This is a genomic window from Lysobacter firmicutimachus, from assembly GCF_037027445.1.
Classification (GTDB): Bacteria; Pseudomonadota; Gammaproteobacteria; order Xanthomonadales; family Xanthomonadaceae; genus Lysobacter; species Lysobacter firmicutimachus.
In genome coordinates this window covers 5,074,394-5,092,783 of the sequence record NZ_JBANDL010000002.1, presented here as the reverse complement: position 1 = coordinate 5,092,783, position 18,390 = coordinate 5,074,394, and the positions used below count along the sequence as shown (strand labels likewise).

Sequence of the window (18,390 nt, the reverse complement as noted above, 5' to 3'; positions counted from 1 at the left end):
AAAAGCTCCGGCCCGGTGCGGGCGCACCGGGCCGGGAGCGGACACCAGGCGGCGTTCAGCGGGCAGCGCCGGCCAGACGGTCCGAGACGACGCTGGGCGCGGCCGCCGCCGGTGCCGCGGCGACGCGGCGGTTGGCCAGGATCACCCCGGCGAACACCAGCGCCACCGCCGGCACGAAGCTCCAGCCCAGGCGTTCGTCGAACAGCACCGCACCCCAGACCACGCCGGTCAGCGCGACCACATAGCCCAGCTGGCTGTAGGCGACGCTGTCGGCGATGCGCTGCAGGGCGGCGGCGGCGACGTTGGCGGCCAGGGTCACCAGCACCATCGCCAGCAGCAGCGGCCACACCGCGGCGACCTGCGCCGCGCTGCCCTGCAGTTCGGCGCCGGCCAGCAGCGGCAGCACCGCCAGCGCCTGGACCAGCATGGTGCCGGCGGTGGACATCGGCGCGCTTACGCCGGCCGGCCAGCGGCGGCTGCGGTAGACGTTGCCGATCGCCAGCAGCACCGGCACGCCCAAGGCCACGGTCAGGGCCAGGGCCTGCTCCGGTTCCACCGACTGCGCGCGCGGCACCAGCACCAGCAGCACCCCGGCCAGGCCGAGCACGGTGCCGGCCAGCGCGGTCGGGGTCGGCCAGCGGCGCTCGACCAGGGCGTTGAACAGCGAGGTGAACATCGGCGACAGGGTCACCAGCACGGTGAAGATGCCGGCCGGGATCCGCGCCAGCACCCAGTTGCCGAGCAAGGCCGAACCGGCGACCGCGATCGCGCCGGCGGTGGCGTAGAAGCGCAGCGCCGCCGGGTCCAGCGGCAGGCGCTGGCCGCGGGCGCGTAGCACGGCCAGGATCAGGCCGGCGGCGCCGGCGGTCTGCACGAAGGAAACGATGAACGGGTTCAGGCCGCTGCTCAGCAACAGCTTGCTGAGCACGAAGATGGCGCCGACCAGGCTGCCGGCGGTCAGGGTCAGAACGAGGCGCAGTGCGGTGGCATTCATGGCGGCGGGGGCAGGAGCAGTGAGGACGGGGGCCAGATTAGGCCGGAGCGGCGCGCGGATAATCGGCCCCGAAGTGGCTAGACTGTTTCCTCATGTCAACAATCGCCCCCAGCAAGCTGCCGGTGCCCGACCTCGCCGGCCTGCTCGCCTTCGTCCGCGTCGCCGAACTCGGCAGTTTCGTCCGTGCCGCCGACGCGCTGGGCCTGTCCAAGGCCGCGGTCAGCAAGCAGGTCTCGGCGCTGGAGCGCCGGCTCGGCGCCCAATTGCTGCACCGGACCACCCGCCGGTTGAGCCTGACCGAGGCCGGCCAGGCCTATCTGCGCCATGCCCAGGGCGCCTTCGCCGAGGCCCGCGCGGCCGAGGACGCGGTCGCCGGCACCCACGCCGCGCCGCAGGGCCGGCTGCGGGTGTCGGCGCCGATGACCTTCGGCGCGCTGCACGTGGCGCCGTGGCTGGCCGGGTTCCTGGCCCGTTATCCGCAAGTCGACCTGGATCTGCAGCTCGACGACCGCGAACACGACCTGGTCCAGGGCAGCTTCGACCTGGCGATCCGCCTGGGCCGGCTGGAAGCCTCCAGCCTGGTCGCGCGCGCCATCGCCTACAGCCGGGTCGTGGTGTGCGCGGCGCCGGCGTACCTGCAGCGCGCCGGCCGGCCGCAGCGCCCGGACGAACTCGGCGGCTACGACTGCCTGCATTTCACCCTGTCCGCCAGCGGCCGCACCTGGAGCTTCGCCCGCGACGGCGAGGTGGTGCGGGTGGCGCTGGGCGCGCGGCTGGACGCCAATTCCAGCCTGGCCTTGAAGGCGGCGGCGCTGGCCGGCGCCGGCATCGTGCGGGTGCCCGAGTTCGCGGTCGCACGCGAACTGGCCGAGGGCGCACTGGTGCAGGTGTTGCCGGATTGGGAGCTGCCGGGGCTGGATGTGCATGCGGTGATGCCGGAGCGGCGTTACGTGCCGGCCAAGGTGCGAGCCTTCGTCGAGCATCTGATCGACAGCTGGATGCACGGCGGCGGCTGGAGCGACGCACGTTCGCTCCAGCCGCGCCGGCCGGTCGCGCAAGGCGCGCAACGCGCGGAGGGGATCGAGCCCCAGGATTGATTCCTTCCGCCCTGGGGACGCACGCCGCGGGCGTCGCCGCAACTGCGCTGCCGGCCGCGCATCTCAGAAGCTGAGACTCATCTCGTTAGACTGGTGGCGAACAATCGCAATCGAATGTGGCAGGGACGCAGGGGGTCGAGCCTCTGGCTTGCTCCCTGCGCCCCTATTGACCGAGCGTCCCGATGCCCCTGACCGCCGCCCTCGTTTCCATCGCGTTCGCCGTGCTGATCGGCGCCGTCCTGGCCTGGCTGATGGCCCGCGCCGGCGCTGTGCGCGCGCTGGAGACCGCGCGCGCTGAGCTCGGTGCGCAGTTGAACGCGGCCCAGCAGGAACGCGCCCAGCTGGCCGAGCGCGCCGCGCGCATCCCCGAACTGCAGGCGCGCCTGGACGAGCTGGAGCACCAGCGCGACGCGCTGGTGCGCGACAGCGGCGGCCTGCGCGAGAGCATCGGCCGCACCGCCGCCGAACTGGAAAAAGAGCAACAGACCCTGCAACGCCTGCGCCAGGACTACGACGCGCTGGAGCGCTCGCGCGACGAGATCGCCGCGCAGTCGCAGCAGCGCTCGGTCGAGCTGGAGCGGCTGTCGACCCAACTCGACGCCGAACGGCGCCAGGCGCAGGAAAAGATCGCCCAGCTGCGCGAGGTGCGCGAGGATCTGTCGGTCCAATTCAAGAACCTGGCCAACGACATCCTGGAAGAGAAGAGCAAGCGCTTCACCGAGCAGAACCGCAGCCACCTCGGCCAACTGCTCGACCCGTTGCAGCAGAAGCTGAGCGAGTTCCAGGCCAAGGTCGAAACCGTCTACGACCAGGAGACCCGCGACCGCACCGCGCTCGGCGAGCAGGTGCGCCAGCTGATGGCGCTCAATCAGTCGCTCAGCGAGGACGCCAAGAACCTCACCACCGCGCTCAAGGGCTCGAGCAAGACCCAGGGCGCCTGGGGCGAGCTGATCCTGGAGCGGGTGCTGGAATCGGCCGGGCTGCGCAAGGGCGAGGAATACGATGTGCAGGAAAGCCACGGCACCGAGGACGGCGAGCGCCGCCCGGACGTCACCGTGCACCTGCCGGAAGACCGGCACCTGGTCATCGACTCCAAGGTCTCGCTGACCGCGTACGAAGAGTTCGTCAACGCCGAGGACGAAGACTTGCGCGCGCGTGCGCTCAAGCGTCACATCGAATCGGTGCGCCAGCACATGCGAGGGCTGTCGGAGAAGCGCTACCAGGAGCTGTACGGCCTGCGTTCGCTGGATTTCGTGCTGATGTTCGTGCCGATCGAGCCCGCTTTCATGCTCGCGGTGACCCACGACCGCAACCTGTTCATGGACGGCTGGCAGCGCAACGTGCTGATGGTGTCGCCGTCGACCCTGCTGTTCGTGGTGCGCACCGTCGCCCACCTGTGGCGGCAGGAGGCGCAGAACCGCAATGCGCAGGAGATCGCCAAGCGCGGCGCGCAGCTGTACGACCGCCTCAGCGCTTTCGTCGCCGATCTGGAAAAGGTCGGCGAGCGCATCGAGCAGGCCAAGGAAAGCTTCGATGCGGCGCGCGGCAAGCTGGCGCAGAACAAGGGCAACGTGATCCGCCAGGCGGAGATGCTGCGCGACCTGGGGGTGAAGCCGAATCGCGCCTTGCCGGCCGCTCTGGTCGAACTTTCGGCCGACGACGATGCGCCCGCCGGCGACGCGTCCGGCAACGGCCCGCTCAGCGACGGCCCACAGCCGATCGAAGGCGCCGCCGGCCTACCACCGCCGAGCGACGAAGCCGCACCCTTGTAGGAGCGGCGTAAGCCGCGACCACCGGCGCGGCGGAGTACCACGCCGCCTTCCGAAACGACGCCGCGGTCGAACGAGCCCGATTGTCTGCGCTTCGGCGAGGGCGTTTTCGTACATCGCTGCGATGGTCGCGGCTTACGTCGTTCCTGCAGGTGTGGGCGACGCAGACGCACAAAACGAAACGGCCCGGATCGCTCCGGGCCGTTTCGTTTTCGCTGTGCGTCGCGCGTTCGCCGCTCAGGTGCCGTCGGTCGGCATCACCGGCATGGCGTCGGCGGGGACGCTGGGGTTGCTGTCGTCCTGCAGGTACTCGGGCAACTGGCTGTCGCCGTTCTTGTCCATGCGGTCGCCGAAGATCTGGTAGTCGCGGCGCTGCATCCAGGAATCGCGGACCAGGGCGTACTCGTCCTCGGCGCCGTCGCGCAGGCTGTCCAGCGGCAGCAGCTGGGCGCGCACGTCGACCAACTGCAGGCCCTGCAGCGGGATGCGGATGCGGTCGCGCTCGACCTGGCGAAGCGGGCTCAACGGCGCATCGGCGAGGGCGCCGAACGAATCGCGCACGGTGCGCGGGCCGAAGAACGGCAGCTCGACGTAGCGCGAGCGCTTCCAGCCCCACACGCCCAGGGTCTGGCCGAAGTCTTCGCTGCGATTGGGCAGCTTGGCGTCGCTGGCCGGATCGAAGATGCCGCCGATGCCCAGGGTGGTGTTGAGGGCGAAGCGGCCCAGCGACTGCGCAGCCTGCTTCGGCTTGCCCTGCAGCAGCGCGTTGAGCGCCGACACCGGCTGGCCGAGATTGTTGAAGAAGTTGCTCACGCCCAGCCGGATCGGCCGCGGCACGACCTTGCTGTAGGCGCGCGCCAGCGGGCGGGCGATGCCGCGGTCCACCGCCATGTTGAAGCGGTGCATCTTGCGGTTGTAGCGCTCCCACGGATCGTAAGCGCCCGGCACGTTGGCCGGGGCCGGCAGGGTCGGGTCGGCGACCGGGTCGTATTCCTGCGGCTGCACGCCGTAGATCTCGTCGAAATCGCGCTCGGCGTCGGTGCGCGGGTCGTCCGCACCGGTCGTGGCGGGCGGCGGAGCGTTGGAATCGATGCCGGCGGCGGAGGCCGCCGGGTCGACGGTCGCGCTGGCGTCGGCCGGCGTCGGCGCGGCCGGCTCGGTTTGCTCAGCCGCGGCGGCGCTTTCGCCGGCGGCGACCGCGGCGCTGCCGGCCATCGCCAGCGCGCGCGCCGAATCGGTCTGCACCGGCGCGGCGGCGACCGCTGCGATCGGCGCATCGTGGCCGCTGCCCGGATCGGCGAGTTCTACGGTCTGAACTTCGGCCGCCGGCGCCGGATCGGCGCCCGACTGGGCGAAGGCGGGAACGGCAGGCAGCGCGGCGAGGGTCAGGCCGAGTGCGAGAGTGAGTGCGTGGGGGCGCATGGGTTGCAGTCTAGTCTTCCAGGACGAACGGGTGGGGGCGGCCTGGCCCGGACTTCGGGCGAAGACGACCGCAACAGCGGAATATGCGACGCGAGAACGGAATCAGCGACCGAAGCCTAGCGCGTCGTCGAGGCGATAGGCGGCGCGCAACTCGGTCAGGCCGGGCGGCGTGCCGATCACCTCGACGCCCGGCGCCAGCGACGCCAGCTCGGCCAGCAGCGCCAGGCCGGCGCTGTCGACCGAACTCACCGCCGACAGATCGAAGCGGCGCGCGCCGGGCGCCAGCGCGCGCGCCTGCGGCCACAGCGTCGCCGCCGCGGTGCGGTCGAGCGCGCCGGCGAAGCTCAGGGCATCGCCGTCCTTGCGCACGCTGGCGGGGGCGCCGGCCATGCTCAGTTGCTGCCGGCCTGGGCCTGCAGCTTGCCGGCCTTGAGTTCGGCGGCGACCTGGGCGATCGACTTCTGGCTCAGCGGCGCGTCGAACTGATTGCGGAAGGTCTGCACGAAGCTGACGCCTTCGACCATCACGTCGAACACCTTCCACTGCGTGCCGTTCTTGCGCAGCAGGTAGTCGACCGGCACCGGCTCGCCGCCCTGGCGCAGGAACTCGCTCGACACCTTGACGATGGCGCCGCCGCGCAGCGGGGTCTCGGACTTGATCCGCACCTTGAGCTTGGTGTTGAAGTCGAGCAGGGCCGAGCCGTAGCGCTGCATCAGGCTGCCGGTGAGGGCATCGGCGAACGCGTTGACGTCGCCGTCGGAAGCGCCGCGGCCGTGCGTGCCCAGCACCAGGCGCGCCGCGTAGTTGCGGTCGAACACCTGGTTGAACTCGGTCGCGATGAACTGGCTGAGCGCGCTGCGGTTCTTGGTGAACTCGGCGCGACGCGCTTCCAGGGTCGAGAGGATGCGGGTGCTGTTGGTGAGCACCATCGCGCTCGGCGTGCCGGCGGCCGGGGCGGCCTGGCCCGCGGCCGCGGTGGCCTGGGCGAAGGCGAGAGCGGGCGTGCCGGCCAGCAGGGCCGAGGCGACGACGATGGAGATCAGGGAACGCTTCATTTCTGGGTCTCGTCCGTGGTGGGGGCGGCTTCGCCCTGGAGGTAGTCGGGGACGCCGGCGTCGGCGGGCTTGGCGTCGCCGCCGCCCGCATTGCCGCCTTGTGCGCCACCGCCGCTGAACATGTACTTGCCGACCAGCTGAATGAGGTCGATCGCCGGCTGGGTCAGGTAGATCTCGTCGCCGGGCTTGAGGTTGTCCGGGTCGCCGCCGGGGGTCAGGCCGATGTAGCTCTCGCCGAGCAGGCCGCTGGTGAAGATGCCGGCGGCGGTGTCGGCCGACAGCTTGTCGTAGCGCTTGTTGATCGCCAGGGTCACGATCGAGTTGTACTTGACCGGGTCCAGCGAGATATCGGCGACCTGGCCGACGGTGACGCCGCCGATCTTGACCGGCGCGTTCGGGCGCAGCGCGCCGATCGCGGTGAAGCGGGCCTTGATCTCGTAGGTGTCGCCGCCGAAGCCGAACTTGCCGTTGGTGGAGGCGATGGCCAGCACCAGCAGCGAGCCCAGGGCGAGCAGCAGGAAGGCGCCGACGGCGAATTCGATGCGGGGACTGCGGACGGACATGGAGGTCACCTTGGGGATAAAGCCGGCGCGGTTCAATGCGCCTGGGAATAACGATTCGTTGACGTTGGTGGATCGGATCGAGGCAGCGGAACTATCGGAGCGGTCGGTCCATCGAGGCAGCGGTCTGTCGGAGCCGCGGTGCCCTCGCCCGCGCCTGCGGAGCGCACCCCTCATCCGCGTGCGGAAGAGGGGTTGGGGTGAGGGCGCGCGCGGCGCGGCTCCGGTCACCTCATTCACACCCTCGTCCGCCCTGCGAGCCCCTTCTCCTGCAATGCGGGAGAAGGGAAAAACAGCCCACCCTCCCGCAACGCGGCGGAAGGAAAACAAACCGCACTTACTTGAACAAGAACGCCGACATCACGAAGTTGAACATCAGCACCAGCAGCGAGGCGTTGACCACCGCCCGGGTGGTCGCCACCGAGGTGCCCTCGATGGTCGGCTCGGCGTGGTAGCCGACGTAGGCCGCGACCAGCGCCGCGGTGGCGCCGAACACCGCCGACTTCACGAACGCCATCAGGAAATCGTCGACGAAGTCGACGCTGTCCTTGAGCACCTGCCAGAACGTGCCCGACTCCAGGCCGATCACGTGCACCGACTCGAAGTAGCTGGCGCAGATCGCCAGGCTGCAGAAGAAGCCGGTCAGCAGCGGCACGCACAGCACCGCCGCCCAGAAGCGCGGCGCCACCGCCTTGCCGACCGGGTCGATCGCCATCAGGCCGAGCGCGGTGATCTGGTCGGTGGCGCGCATCAGCCCGAGTTCGGCCGCGATCGAGCTGCCGGCGCGGCCGATGAACAGCAGCGCGGTCAGCACCGGCCCCAGTTCGCGATACAGGCCCAGGCCGAGCATGGCGCTGACCTGGTTGGCGGCGCCGTAGGTGTCGAGCGCCCGGTAGCCCAGCAGGGTCACCGAAAGTCCGACGAATGCACCGCCAACGGCGATGATCGGCAGCGAACGTGCGCCTATCTTATAGATTTCGCGGACCAGCTCGCGGAAAAAGTCGAGCGTCGGCCTGGAGGCGCGCAGCACCGACAGCGAGAACAGGCCGGCACGGCCCAGCGAACGGGTCGCGGCGATGAAGGGCATCAGGCGGCCTCCGATTGGCGCGGCGCGGCATCGAAGCCGATCGGGCCGTCCGGCTCGCCGCGCAGGAACTGGCGCACCAGCGGGTCGTCGCTGCGCTCCAGTTCGGCCGGGGTGCCGGAGAACACGATGCCGCCGTTGGCGATGACGATCGCATGGTCGGCGACCGGCAGGGTTTCGTGGACGTGGTGGGTGACCACGATGCTGGTCAGGCCCAGGGTGTCGTTGAGCCGGCGCACCAGGCTCATGACCACGCCGGAGGCGATCGGGTCAAGGCCGGTCAGCGGCTCGTCGTAGATCATCAGCGGCGGGTCCAGCGCCAGCGCGCGCGCCAGCGCGACCCGGCGCGCCATGCCGCCGGACAGCTCGCGCGGGTACACGTCGGCGGCGGCGCCGAGGCCGACCGCGTGCAGCTTCATCAGCACCAGCCGGCGGATCAGCGGGTTCGGCAGGCGGGTGTGGGCGCGCAGCGGCAAGGCCACGTTCTCGGCCGCGGTCAGGTCGGTCAGCAGCCCGTTGCCCTGCAGCAGCACGCCGATGCCCTTGCGCAGCTCCAGCAGCTCGCGCGAGCGGCGCGGCACTTCGCGACCGAACACCTCGACCCGGCCGGCGGCCGGGACCAGTTCGCCGGTCAGCGCCGACAGCAAGGTCGACTTGCCGCTGCCGGAGGGGCCGAGCACGGCGACGATGGCGCCGCGCGGCACCGACAGGTTGATCCCGCTCAGCACGCTGCGGCCGCCGCGGTCGAGGCGGAGGTCGGTCAGGCGGACGATGGGCGATTCGGTCGTCATGCGCTCGTGGCTGGACTGGGCTGGCGGTGAGTGGACGGCGGGGCGGGTCGGCTGCAAAACGGCGCAGCTTGGCCGAACCAGGCTGAACCGGGGTGGAGCGCGCCATTGTCGCAGGTTAGGCGGCCGGTCTCGCGGCGGCGGCAGGGACGGAGCGTTCGGCCGCCGTCGCGCCAGCGTGGCCGGGGGCGATTAAGGCGGCTTTAAGCGTGCCGGCGGGCGGTTGGGGGGCGACAGCAGCAACAGCGAATCCCTGCTGTTCAAAGGAGCAAGGCTCGGGCGACGTCAGGGGGCTGGTGAGTTGGATGGGAGGATGCCCGGGCGGTTTCGATGGGGAGCGCTTGTAGCGAGGTCGAAGGGCGAGCCTCCGGCGAGGGCCGGGGCTAGGGCGAGGGCAAGGCCGTGTGCGGCATCGCGGCATCCCCAAGAGAAGAATCGCTCCTGCCGTTGCCCACTCTTTGGAGTCCCCGCTTCGGTCCCGCCCCGCAAACGCCACACCCTGCCGCAGCGCATTGCGCGCCCTTGCGGCAAGATGTCGCGATGCCCGTGCGCGCCGATTTCCGTCTCTACCATTCCAATGCGCTGGACGTGCTCGCCGGGCTGCTGGCGCAGGAACTGCGCACGCCCGCGCCGGGGCGGGGCCTGCTCGAGCCGGACACGATCCTGATCCCGCAGGTGGCGATGCGACGCTGGTTGCAGGCGACGCTGGCCCAGGCGTACGGCATCGCCGCCAATCTCGAATTCCTGACCCCGGGCGAATTCGTCCGGCGCGCGCTCGAGGCCAACGTACCGGGCGAGGAAGACGACCTCGACGCCGCCGCGATGCGCTGGCGGCTGTATGCGACTCTGGCCCAGCCGGCGCACTGGCGCGAGCCCGCGCTGGCGCCGCTGCGCGCTTACCTGGACGGCGACGACCCGCTCAAGGCCTGGTCGCTGGCCGGCGAACTGGCTTCGCTGTTCGAGAAGTACCAGGCCTGGCGCCGCGACTGGCTGCTGGCCTGGGACGCCGGCGGCGAGCGCCACGACCCGCAGGCGGCGCTGTGGCGCAAGGTCGCCGCCGGCCGCCGCTACCGCGCGCGCCGCATCGACGACTACCTGAGCCGCTTCGGCGGCGACCAGGCGCTGGCGCCGCGCGGCCTGCCGCCGCGGCTGTTCGCCTTCGCCACCCTCAACGTCTCGCCCGACGTGCTGCGGGTGATCGCGACCCAGGCCCATGCCGGCACCCTGCACTTCTATCTGCCGACCCCGACGCGCAAGTACTGGGGCGATCTGAGCAGCTACGGCGAGCGCCTGCGCCAGCTAGACGCCGCCGGCGGGGTCGAGGCCGCGGACGAAGAAGAAAACCCCCTGCTGCAGGCCTGGGGCGCGGCCGGCCGCGATTTCATGGCGGTGCTGGGCGGCTACGAAGTCGTGCACCCATCCGGCGAAATCGCCGCCTACGCCGACCCCGAGGACAGCCGCCACGACGACCCGGCGCGCGACAGCCTGCTGCAACGGCTGCAGCGCGACCTGCTGCACCGGCGCGCGCCGCCGCTGCAGCCGTGGCGGGCCGAGGTCGAGCGCGACGACGCCAGCCTGCAGGTCCACGCCTGCCACACCCGGCTGCGCGAAGTGCAGGTGCTGCACGACCAGTTGCAGGCCCTGCTCGATCCGGATTCGCCGCAGGGCCGGCGCTTCGATCCGCCGCTGCAGCCGCGCGAGATCGCGGTGCTGGCCCCGGACATCGACCCCTACGCGCCGCACATCGCCGCGGTGTTCGGCGGCCTGGCCGGGCGTGCCGGCTATATCCCCTACGCGCTCGCCGACGTCAGCCCGCTCGCCGCCGAGCCGCTGGCCGAGGTCTTCCTGCGTTTGCTCGCGCTGCCGGTGTCGCGCTTCGGCCTGAGCGAAATACTGGATCTGCTGGCGACGCCGGCGATCGCCGAACAGGCCGGGCTCGACGGCGCCGGCCTGGACCGCCTGCGCACCTGGCTGCTGCAGGCCGGCGCGCGCTGGGGCATCGACGCCGCCCATCGCCGCCGCCACGACGCGCCCGGCGACGACGCCTACACCTGGGCCTTTGCCCTCGATCGGCTGCTGCTCGGTCATGCGGTCGGCCACGACCGCGACGGCCGCGGCGAACTGGTCGCCGGCATCGCGCCCTATGCCGAACTCGAAGGCGCCTCGCTCGACGCGCTGGATGCGTTGATCCGCCTGCTGCGCGTGCTGGCCCGCCACGAGCGCGCGCTCGACGCCGAGCTGAGCCCGGCGCAATGGGCCGAGCGCCTACTCGGTCTGCTGCGCGCCCTGCTGCCCGAGCGTCCGCGCGGCGGCGGCGACCAGCGCACCCTGGAGCGCCTGCGCAGCCTGATCGAAAGCTTCGCCCGCGACGCCGCCTTGGCCGGTGTCGAAACCACGGTGCCGGCGGAGGTGGTACGCGCGCATTTCCGCGCCGCGCTGGCCGAGGCCGACACCCGCGCGCCGCTGCTGACCGGCGGCATCAGTTTCGGTCGCATGGTGCCGATGCGCCTGATTCCGTTCCGGGCGATCTGCCTGCTCGGCATGAACGACGGCGACTACCCGCGCCGCGATCCGGCCGACGGCCTCAACCGGCTCGCCGCCGAACTGGGCACCGCCGCGCGCCGCCACGGCGACCGTTCGCTGCGCGACGACGACCGCTTCTTGTTCCTGCAGTTGTTCGCGGCGGCATCGGACAGTTTTTATCTGAGCTACCTCGGCGCCGACCCGCGCGACGGCAGCCAGCGCGAGCCCTCGGCCCTGGTCGCCGAGCTGCTCGACGTCGCCGCGCGCTACCACGCCGATCCGGCGCAGGCGCGTAAGGCCTTGGTGGTGCGGCAACCGCTGCAGCCCTTCGCCGCGGCCGCGTTCGGCGCCGGCGAACGCGAGGGGGAACGCGAGCCGCGCCGCTTCAGTTATCGCGAAGAATGGCGCGCCGCGGTCGATGCCGGCGCGCGCGGCGAACGCGCGCCGATCGGGCCTTGGCTGGAACGACCGCTGGCGCCGGCCGCAAGCGAGGACGAAGTCGCCTACGCCGAGCTGCGCGCGTTCCTGCGCGATCCGCCGACCGCGTTCCTGCGCCAGCGCCTGGGCCTGCGCCTGCCCGACCGGATCGAAGCCGAGGACGACGTCGAACCGTTGGTGCTGCCCGGCCCCGGCCTGTTCCGCCAGCAGCTGCAACAGGCGGTGTTCGACGAACTGCTGAGCGGCGCCGGCGCGGTCGACCGCGAACGGCTGCAGGCACAGCTGCGCGCGCGTGCGTTGCTGCCGTCCGGGCCGCTGGGCCGGCGCCAGCTCGATGCCCTGCTCGGCCAGGTCCGGCCGTACGCGGACGCGTTCGCGCGCTGGCGCGAGGGCGAGCCGCAGACGCTGGATTTCGCCGTCGACCTGGACGGCCGGCGCCTGTCCGGCCGGCTCGACGCGCTGTACCGCGGCGGTCTGGCGCGGTTGCGCTTCGACCGCGTGCACGGGCCGGCGCAGATCGCCCACGGCCTGGATTGGCTGGTGCTGTCGGCGCTGGGCGATGCGCGGCCGCTGGCCCAGTTCGCCGAGACCGATGCCGGCCCCGGTCCGCACCTGCGCGCGCCGGCGCCGCCGGCGCAGGCGCGTGCCGCGCTCGCCGCCCTGCTGCGCTTGCGCGACTACGGCCTGCGCGAACCGCTGCCGTTCCTGCCGCGCGCCGGCTGGCTGTGGTACGAGGCGGCGATGCAGGACCCGCAGGGCTGGAGCGAGGCCGGCTGGAACAAGGCCGAAGGCCAGTGGCGCGGCACCCCGCGCAGCTGGGGCGAGGCGAGCACGCCGGGCGCGCAGTTGGCGCTGCGCGGACGCGACCCGTTCGCCGACCCCGAACTCGGCGAGCAGTTCCGCGCCATCGCCCGGCGCGTGTTCGGCGCGGTGCTGCTGGGCCGCGACGAGGACGCGGCATGAGCGCGGCACGCGACCCCTTCCTCGACCTGCCGCTGGACGGGCTGCGCCTGATCGAGGCCAGCGCCGGCACCGGCAAGACCTACACCCTGGCCACCCTGGTCACCCGGCTGGTGATCGAGCGCGGCCTGCGCATCGGCCAGATCCTGGCGGTGACCTTCACCGACGCCGCCACTCAGGAACTGCGCGATCGCCTGCGCCGCCGTCTGCTGCTGGCCGCGCGCATCGCCGCCGCCGACCCGACCCTGCCGCGCGCCGGCGACGATGCCGAGCGCGCCCTGACCCGGCAGTTGGTCGATGCGCAAGCCGAAGCCGAAGGTGTCGCGCCGTTGCGCGCGCGCCTGCAGCGCGCCGCGCGCGAAATAGATTTGGCCGCGGTGGTCACCATCCACGGTTTCTGCGCGCGCGTGCTGGCCGAGCATGCGCTGGAAACCGGACAGCCGTTCGCCGCGCCGGAGATGATCGGCAGCGAGCGCGAGCTGCTCGACGAGATCGCGGTCGACCTGTGGCGCGCGTTCGGCGACGACCCCGGCGCGGCCGAGCTGCTGTCGCGGCAGTGGCCGGGCGGACCGGAATCTCTGGCCGCCGACCTCGGCGCGCTGCTGCGCGCGCCGCTGCTGCGGCCGCCGCTGCCGGCCGAGGCGGCCGACCCGCTGCCGGCGCTGGAAGCGGCGGCGCAGGCCTTGCGCGAATCGTTCCGCGCCCACGGCGAAGAGGCCTGCATCGCGCTGGAGAACGCGATCGCGGCCAAGGCGTTGAACGGCAACAGTTACCGCGCCGGTTTCCCGCGCGAGGCCTGGGCTTTGCTCGAGCGCTGGTGCGCCGACGGCGATGCCGCGCAGGCGCCGGACCCGCGCCTGGACAAGCTGACCCCGGCCGCGCTGGCGGCCAAGACCAACAAGGGCAAGGACGCGTCGACACCGGCCTCGCCGTTGTTCGATGCGGTCGCGGCGTATCTCGATGCGGCCCGGTCGCGCGCGCAATGGCTGGACGCGCAGGCGATCGCGCTGGTGCATCGCTTGCGCGCAGCGGCCGCGGGCCGCCTGGCCGAACTCAAGCGCGTGCGTCGGGTGCAGAGCTTCGACGACCTGATCGACGACGTGTACCAGGCTTTGCAGGGGCCGCATGGCGAGGCCTTGGCCGCACGCCTGCGCCAGCAGTACGCGGTCGCCCTGGTCGACGAATTCCAGGACACCGACCCGCGCCAATGGGCGATCTTCGAGCGCGTGTTCGGCCCGCGCAGCGCGGCGCCGGCCGGGCTGTTCCTGATCGGCGACCCCAAGCAGGCGATCTACGGCTTCCGCGGCGGCGACGTGCACACCTACCTCGGCGCGGCCGCCCAGGCCGAGCCGGCGCCGCCGCTGGAGCACAATTTCCGCTCGCGCCCGTCGCTGCTGGCGGCGATCTCGGCGTTGTACGCGCAAGCCGGCGACGCCGCCTTCGTCGATCCGCGCATCCGCTTCCGCGAAGTCGCGCCCGGCGGCGCGGTCGCCGATACCGATCTGCTGCGCGACGGCGCGGTCGCGCCGGCCTTGACCCTGCGCCGCCTGCCCGCGCCCGACGACGGCCGCAAGAAGGCCGAATGGAACGCCGGCGAGTCGCGCGAACAGGCCGCGCGCGCCTGCGTCGCCGCGATCCACGCCTGGCTGGCGCAGGCGCGCGAGGGCCGGGCGACGATCGAAGGCCGGCCGCTGCAGCCGGCCGATATCGCCGTGCTGGTGCGCAGCCACGACGAGGCCGCGCGGATCCAGCAGGCGCTGACCGCCGCCGGCATTCCCGCGGTCGCCGCCGGCCGCCGCAGCCTGTTCGCGACCGAGCAGGCGCAGGACGTGTTGAATTTGTTCGACGCCCTGCTCCACCCCGGCGACAGCGGCCGCCTGCGTACCGCCCTGGCCAGCGTGCTGATCGGCCTGGACGGCGCGGCGATCGCGCGCCTGGCGCAGGACGAGGCCGAGCAGGCGCAATGGCAGGCGCAGGCGCTGCTGTGGCGCGAGCGCTGGCAGCGCCACGGGCCGCTGGCGCTGATCGCCGACCTGTGCGCGGCGCAGGCGCCGCGCCTGCTCGCGCTCGACGACGGCGAGCGGCGCCTGACCAATCTGCTCCAACTCGGCGAAGTGCTGCAGGAAGCCGATACCCGCGCGCTGGGCTTACACGGTCTGCGCGACTGGTTGCGCCTGCGCATCGCCGAGGCCGACGACAGCGACGAGAAGCAGCAGCTGCGCCTGGAATCGGACGCGCGCCGGGTGCAGATCCTGACCCTGCACAAGAGCAAGGGCCTGGAGTTCGGCCTGGTGTTCCTGCCGTTCGCGGCGATGAACAAGGAGCCGAAGGAAGGCCGCTGGTGCGAGTACCCGGACCCCCAGCACGGCAAGGTGCTGCAGCTGAAGACCGAGCTGAGCGTCGGCGCGCCCGACTGGAAGACGGCCTTCGCGCGCGCCGCCGAAGAGCAGCGCGCCGAGGACGCGCGCCTGCTCTACGTCGGCCTGACCCGCGCCCGCCACGCACTGTGGATCGCCTGCGGCCCGCTGTACCGCAGCGCCGAATCGCCGCTGCAGCCGATGCTGGGCGACCTCGACGGCCTGGCCGCGGCGTGGCCGCAGGCGATCGAACTCGACACGGTGGCGCTCGGCGCACCGCCGCGGCCGCTGCCGCCGGCGGCGAGCGGACAGGTACCGGCGGCACGCATCGCGCGCCGCGCCGGTCCGGCGCGCGACTGGTGGGTGTACAGCTTCACCCAGCTGACCCAGGAAGACGATCGCGCTGCCGCGGCCGAGGAGCGCGGCGCCGAAGACGAGCCGGAGACCGCACCGGTGCTGCTGGCGCCGGGCGATGCGCGTTTCTCCGGCAGCCGTTTCGGCAACGTGTTGCACGAGGCGCTGGAACGGGTGGATTTCCAGCGCTGGAGCGATTGGCGCGATGACGGCGCACCGGCGCCGGACCAGGCCGCGCTGCTGGTGCAGGCGTTGCGCAAGGAAGGCTACGCCGAGCAGGACATCGACGACGGTACGGCCTTGCTGGCCTCGCTGGTCGGCCGCACCTTGACCGCGGTCTTGCCCGAAGGCGCGCGCCTGTGCGCGCTGCCGGATGCGGCGCGGCGCGCCGAGATGGAGTTCCACTTCGCTTTGGAAGCGGCGCCGGTCGACGCTTTGCTGGCGACGCTGCACGCGCACGGCTGGCTGCGCGAGCGTCGCGGCTTCGGCCTGCGTCGGCGCCTGGACGGGCTGATGACCGGCAAGATCGACCTGGTCTACGCCCACGACGGCCGCTATTACGTGCTCGACTACAAGACCAACCGCTTGCCGGCCTACGACCCGGCGCAACTCGAGCGGGCGATGGCCGACAGCGAATACACCCTGCAGTCGCTGATCTACACCGTCGCCCTGCACCGCTGGCTGCGCTTCCGCCTCGGCCCGGACTACGACTACGCACGCGATTTCGGCGGCGTGCGCTATCTGTTCTGCCGTGGCCTGGACCCGGCCGATCCGGCCGCGGGGGTGTGCGCGTTCACGCCGCCGGCGGCCCTGGTCGATGCGGTCGACGGCTTGTTCGCCGGCCACGGAGTCAGCGCATGAGCCTGCTCGACGCGCTGTTCCGCGACGGCAGCCTGCGCACCGTCGATCACGCCCTGGCCCAGGCCCTGCGACGGCTCGACCGCGACACGCCCGACCCGGTGCTGGCCGCGGCGGCACTGGCGTCGCAGGCGATCGCGCGCGGCCACGCCGCGTTCGATCCGGCCCAACCGCAGGCCTACAGCGAGGCCGCGATCGACTGGCCCGAGCCGCAGGCCTGGCGCGAGGCGCTGGCGCAGTCGCGCTGGGTCGCCACGCCCGACCCGCAGCAGCCGGCCGACGCCGAGACGCCGCTGGTGCTGGAGCGCGGCCTGCTCTACCTGCGCCGCTATCGCGAGTACGAACGCCGCCTGGCCCAAGGGTTGCGCCGGATCGCCGCGCAGGCGCCGCCGCCGCCCGATCTGCAGGCGCTGGCGCCGTTGTTCGCGGCCTTGTTCCCGCAGGCGCGCGACGGCGACCGCCAGGCGCGCGCGGCGGCGCTGGCGCTGCTGCAATCGCTGCTGCTGGCGACCGGCGGCCCCGGTACCGGCAAGACCACCACCATCGCCCGCTTGCTCGCGCTGCTGATCGCGCAGGCGCGCCTGGACGGAGCGACGCCGCCGCGCATCGCCCTGGCCGCACCGACCGGACGCGCCGCCGAACGCATGGCCGAAAGCCTGCGCATGGCGACGGGCGCGCTGCAGACGCTGGAACCCGGCTTGGCCGCGGCCCTGCCGGCATCGGCCAGCACCCTGCATCGCTTGCTCGGCAGCGTGCCCGACAGCGCGCGCTTCAAGCACGATGCGGTCCATCCGCTGGCCTACGACGCGATCGTGGTCGACGAGGCCTCGATGGTCGACCTGCCGCTGATGTGCAAGCTGGTCGAGGCGGTGCCCGACGGCGCGCGGCTGATCCTGCTCGGCGATCGCGATCAGCTGCCCTCGGTCGAAGCCGGCGACGTGCTGGCGGCGATCGTCGACGCCGCCGGCGAGGACGAAGGACTGCCGGCGCCGGTCGCCGAACGCCTGCGGCCCCTGCTCGGCGAATTGCCTGTGCGCGCCGACCCGGGTTCGCTCGGCGCCTGTCGGGTGCATCTGCGCCGCGGCTATCGCCAGACCGAAAGCCTGGACCTGGCGCCGCTGGCGGCGGCGGTACGCGCCGGCGATGCCGATGCCGCGTTGGCCTTGCTGCGCAGCGGCGAGTTGGCCGGGGTGCATTTCCACGAGGACCTGCACGACCCGTTGACCGGCGTCGGCCGCGAAGCCTTGTTGCCGGCCTGGCGCGCCTTGAGCGAGGCGCGCGATCCGTTGCAGGCCCTGGCCCTGGCCACGCGCCTGCGCCTGCTGACCGCGCTGCGCGACGGCGGCCAGGGCGCGGCGCCGCTCAATGCGCGGATCGAAGAGGCCCTGGCCGGTTCGCACCGGCCGACCTATTTCCACGGCCGGCTGCTGCTGATCACCGAGAACAGTTATCGCCACGGCCTGTTCAACGGCGACATCGGCGTGTGCCTGCGCGCGCGCGACGAGCAGGGCCGCGACGTGCCCGGCGCGCCGGTGCTGGCCTGGTTCGCCGGCGGCGCCGGCGGCGCGCGGCCGTTCCATCCCTCCGCCCTGCCCGCCCACGGCGGCGCGTTCGCGATGACCGTGCATAAATCGCAGGGCTCGGAGTTCGATTCGGTGTGGCTGCAGCTGCCGCGCCAGGACGCGCGCCACCTGTCGCGCGAGCTGGTCTACACCGGACTGACCCGGGCCCGGCGCGAGCTGCATCTGGCCGCGAGCGAGGCGGTGCTGCGCCAGGCGCTGTCGCGGCATGCGGCGCGGGTCTCGGGGTTGGCGTGGCGATTGGGCGGGTGAGGTCGGCGTTGGGCTGGAGCGGCGACAGCAACAGCAACAGCAACAGCAAATCCCCCTGCCCCGCTTTTTGAAAGGGGGAACGGCAGGAGCTTCAAAAGGGTTAGTGGGAGCGGCTGGTTGGAGGGGGATCGATCGGCGCGTGCAGCCAGGGCGTGTCGCAACACGGCGCCGGTCACCTGCCCGTTCCCATACTCGCCCGGCGCGTGCCCGCTTGGGGTGCGCGTACGCACCCGGAGCCTTCGCCCCTTTTCGGAACGCGTACGTACCCGAAGCATCCTCCCCTTGGAAAAGGGGGGATG

The 18,390-nt window shown here is 72.3% G+C and carries 12 protein-coding genes; 5 read left to right on the top strand and 7 right to left on the bottom strand.

Translation table 11 applies throughout. From position 1 onward, the window contains the following. Positions 1-55 precede the first annotated feature (55 nt). Positions 56-994 carry a DMT family transporter gene (locus V2J18_RS21890; protein WP_336132889.1) on the bottom strand — a complete coding sequence of 313 codons (939 nt, stop codon included), beginning with the start codon at positions 992-994 and terminating at the stop codon, positions 56-58. Positions 995-1,086: 92 nt separating this feature from the next. On the opposite strand from V2J18_RS21890, the gene V2J18_RS21885 reads away from it, so the two are divergent. After that, positions 1,087-2,091 (top strand): LysR family transcriptional regulator, encoded by a 1,005-nt coding sequence (locus V2J18_RS21885; protein WP_079248222.1) that lies wholly within the window; start codon positions 1,087-1,089, stop codon positions 2,089-2,091. A 182-nt stretch (positions 2,092-2,273) separates the two neighbouring features. Next, positions 2,274-3,863 carry a DNA recombination protein RmuC gene (locus V2J18_RS21880; RefSeq protein WP_336132888.1) on the top strand — a complete coding sequence of 530 codons (1,590 nt, stop codon included), beginning with the start codon at positions 2,274-2,276 and terminating at the stop codon, positions 3,861-3,863. 234 nt (positions 3,864-4,097) lie between these two features. Here the strand turns inward: V2J18_RS21880 and V2J18_RS21875 are convergent, their stop codons facing one another. The 6 genes from V2J18_RS21875 to V2J18_RS21850 all read right to left on the bottom strand — a co-directional run bounded on the left by V2J18_RS21875 (position 4,098) and on the right by V2J18_RS21850 (position 8,772). Beyond that, positions 4,098-5,075 (bottom strand): MlaA family lipoprotein, encoded by a 978-nt coding sequence (locus tag V2J18_RS21875; protein ID WP_075575164.1) that lies wholly within the window; start codon positions 5,073-5,075, stop codon positions 4,098-4,100. A gap of 309 nt (positions 5,076-5,384) precedes the next feature. Next, positions 5,385-5,672: an STAS domain-containing protein gene (locus tag V2J18_RS21870; protein ID WP_064748504.1), complete on the bottom strand. Its 288-nt coding sequence runs from the start codon at positions 5,670-5,672 to the stop codon at positions 5,385-5,387. A gap of 2 nt (positions 5,673-5,674) precedes the next feature. Continuing rightward, complete coding sequence (locus V2J18_RS21865; protein ID WP_064748506.1) at positions 5,675-6,337, bottom strand: MlaC/ttg2D family ABC transporter substrate-binding protein; 663 nt, start codon at positions 6,335-6,337, stop codon at positions 5,675-5,677. Continuing rightward, the gene (gene mlaD, locus V2J18_RS21860; protein WP_064748552.1) at positions 6,334-6,900 is read right to left on the bottom strand and encodes an outer membrane lipid asymmetry maintenance protein MlaD; all 567 of its coding nucleotides are present in this window, start codon (positions 6,898-6,900) and stop codon (positions 6,334-6,336) included. Before mlaD ends, V2J18_RS21865 begins: the two co-directional genes overlap by 4 nt. 334 nt (positions 6,901-7,234) lie before the next feature. After that, positions 7,235-7,984 (bottom strand): MlaE family lipid ABC transporter permease subunit, encoded by a 750-nt coding sequence (locus V2J18_RS21855; protein ID WP_064748508.1) that lies wholly within the window; start codon positions 7,982-7,984, stop codon positions 7,235-7,237. Then, positions 7,984-8,772, bottom strand: a complete 789-nt coding sequence (locus V2J18_RS21850; RefSeq protein ID WP_064748510.1) for an ABC transporter ATP-binding protein — start codon at positions 8,770-8,772, stop codon at positions 7,984-7,986. Before V2J18_RS21850 ends, V2J18_RS21855 begins: the two co-directional genes overlap by 1 nt. A 537-nt stretch (positions 8,773-9,309) precedes the next feature. On the opposite strand from V2J18_RS21850, the gene recC reads away from it, so the two are divergent. Genes recC through recD form a run of 3 tightly spaced genes read left to right on the top strand, consistent with a single transcriptional unit; the run spans position 9,310 to position 18,091 of the window. Beyond that, positions 9,310-12,693, top strand: a complete 3,384-nt coding sequence (recC, locus tag V2J18_RS21845; RefSeq protein ID WP_336132887.1) for an exodeoxyribonuclease V subunit gamma — start codon at positions 9,310-9,312, stop codon at positions 12,691-12,693. Then, positions 12,690-16,262, top strand: a complete 3,573-nt coding sequence (recB, locus tag V2J18_RS21840; RefSeq protein WP_336132886.1) for an exodeoxyribonuclease V subunit beta — start codon at positions 12,690-12,692, stop codon at positions 16,260-16,262. Before recC ends, recB begins: the two co-directional genes overlap by 4 nt. Further along, a complete protein-coding gene (gene recD / locus V2J18_RS21835; RefSeq protein WP_336132885.1) occupies positions 16,259-18,091 on the top strand; it encodes an exodeoxyribonuclease V subunit alpha in 1,833 nt (610 codons plus the stop codon). Before recB ends, recD begins: the two co-directional genes overlap by 4 nt. Positions 18,092-18,390: the final 299 nt, after the last annotated feature.

Bases quoted from the DNA above. Each gene is read 5' to 3' on its own strand.
- V2J18_RS21890 (WP_336132889.1), bottom strand. From the start codon at position 994: ATGAATGCCACCGCACTGCGCCTCGTTCTGACCCTGACCGCCGGCAGC.
- recD (WP_336132885.1), top strand. From the start codon at position 16,259: ATGAGCCTGCTCGACGCGCTGTTCCGCGACGGCAGCCTGCGCACCGTC.
- V2J18_RS21870 (WP_064748504.1), bottom strand. From the start codon at position 5,672: ATGGCCGGCGCCCCCGCCAGCGTGCGCAAGGACGGCGATGCCCTGAGC.
- recB (WP_336132886.1), top strand. From the start codon at position 12,690: ATGAGCGCGGCACGCGACCCCTTCCTCGACCTGCCGCTGGACGGGCTG.
- recC (WP_336132887.1), top strand. From the start codon at position 9,310: ATGCCCGTGCGCGCCGATTTCCGTCTCTACCATTCCAATGCGCTGGAC.
- V2J18_RS21885 (WP_079248222.1), top strand. From the start codon at position 1,087: ATGTCAACAATCGCCCCCAGCAAGCTGCCGGTGCCCGACCTCGCCGGC.
- V2J18_RS21855 (WP_064748508.1), bottom strand. From the start codon at position 7,984: ATGCCCTTCATCGCCGCGACCCGTTCGCTGGGCCGTGCCGGCCTGTTC.
- V2J18_RS21850 (WP_064748510.1), bottom strand. From the start codon at position 8,772: ATGACGACCGAATCGCCCATCGTCCGCCTGACCGACCTCCGCCTCGAC.
- V2J18_RS21865 (WP_064748506.1), bottom strand. From the start codon at position 6,337: ATGAAGCGTTCCCTGATCTCCATCGTCGTCGCCTCGGCCCTGCTGGCC.
- mlaD (WP_064748552.1), bottom strand. From the start codon at position 6,900: ATGTCCGTCCGCAGTCCCCGCATCGAATTCGCCGTCGGCGCCTTCCTG.
- V2J18_RS21880 (WP_336132888.1), top strand. From the start codon at position 2,274: ATGCCCCTGACCGCCGCCCTCGTTTCCATCGCGTTCGCCGTGCTGATC.
- V2J18_RS21875 (WP_075575164.1), bottom strand. From the start codon at position 5,075: ATGGCCGGCAGCGCCGCGGTCGCCGCCGGCGAAAGCGCCGCCGCGGCT.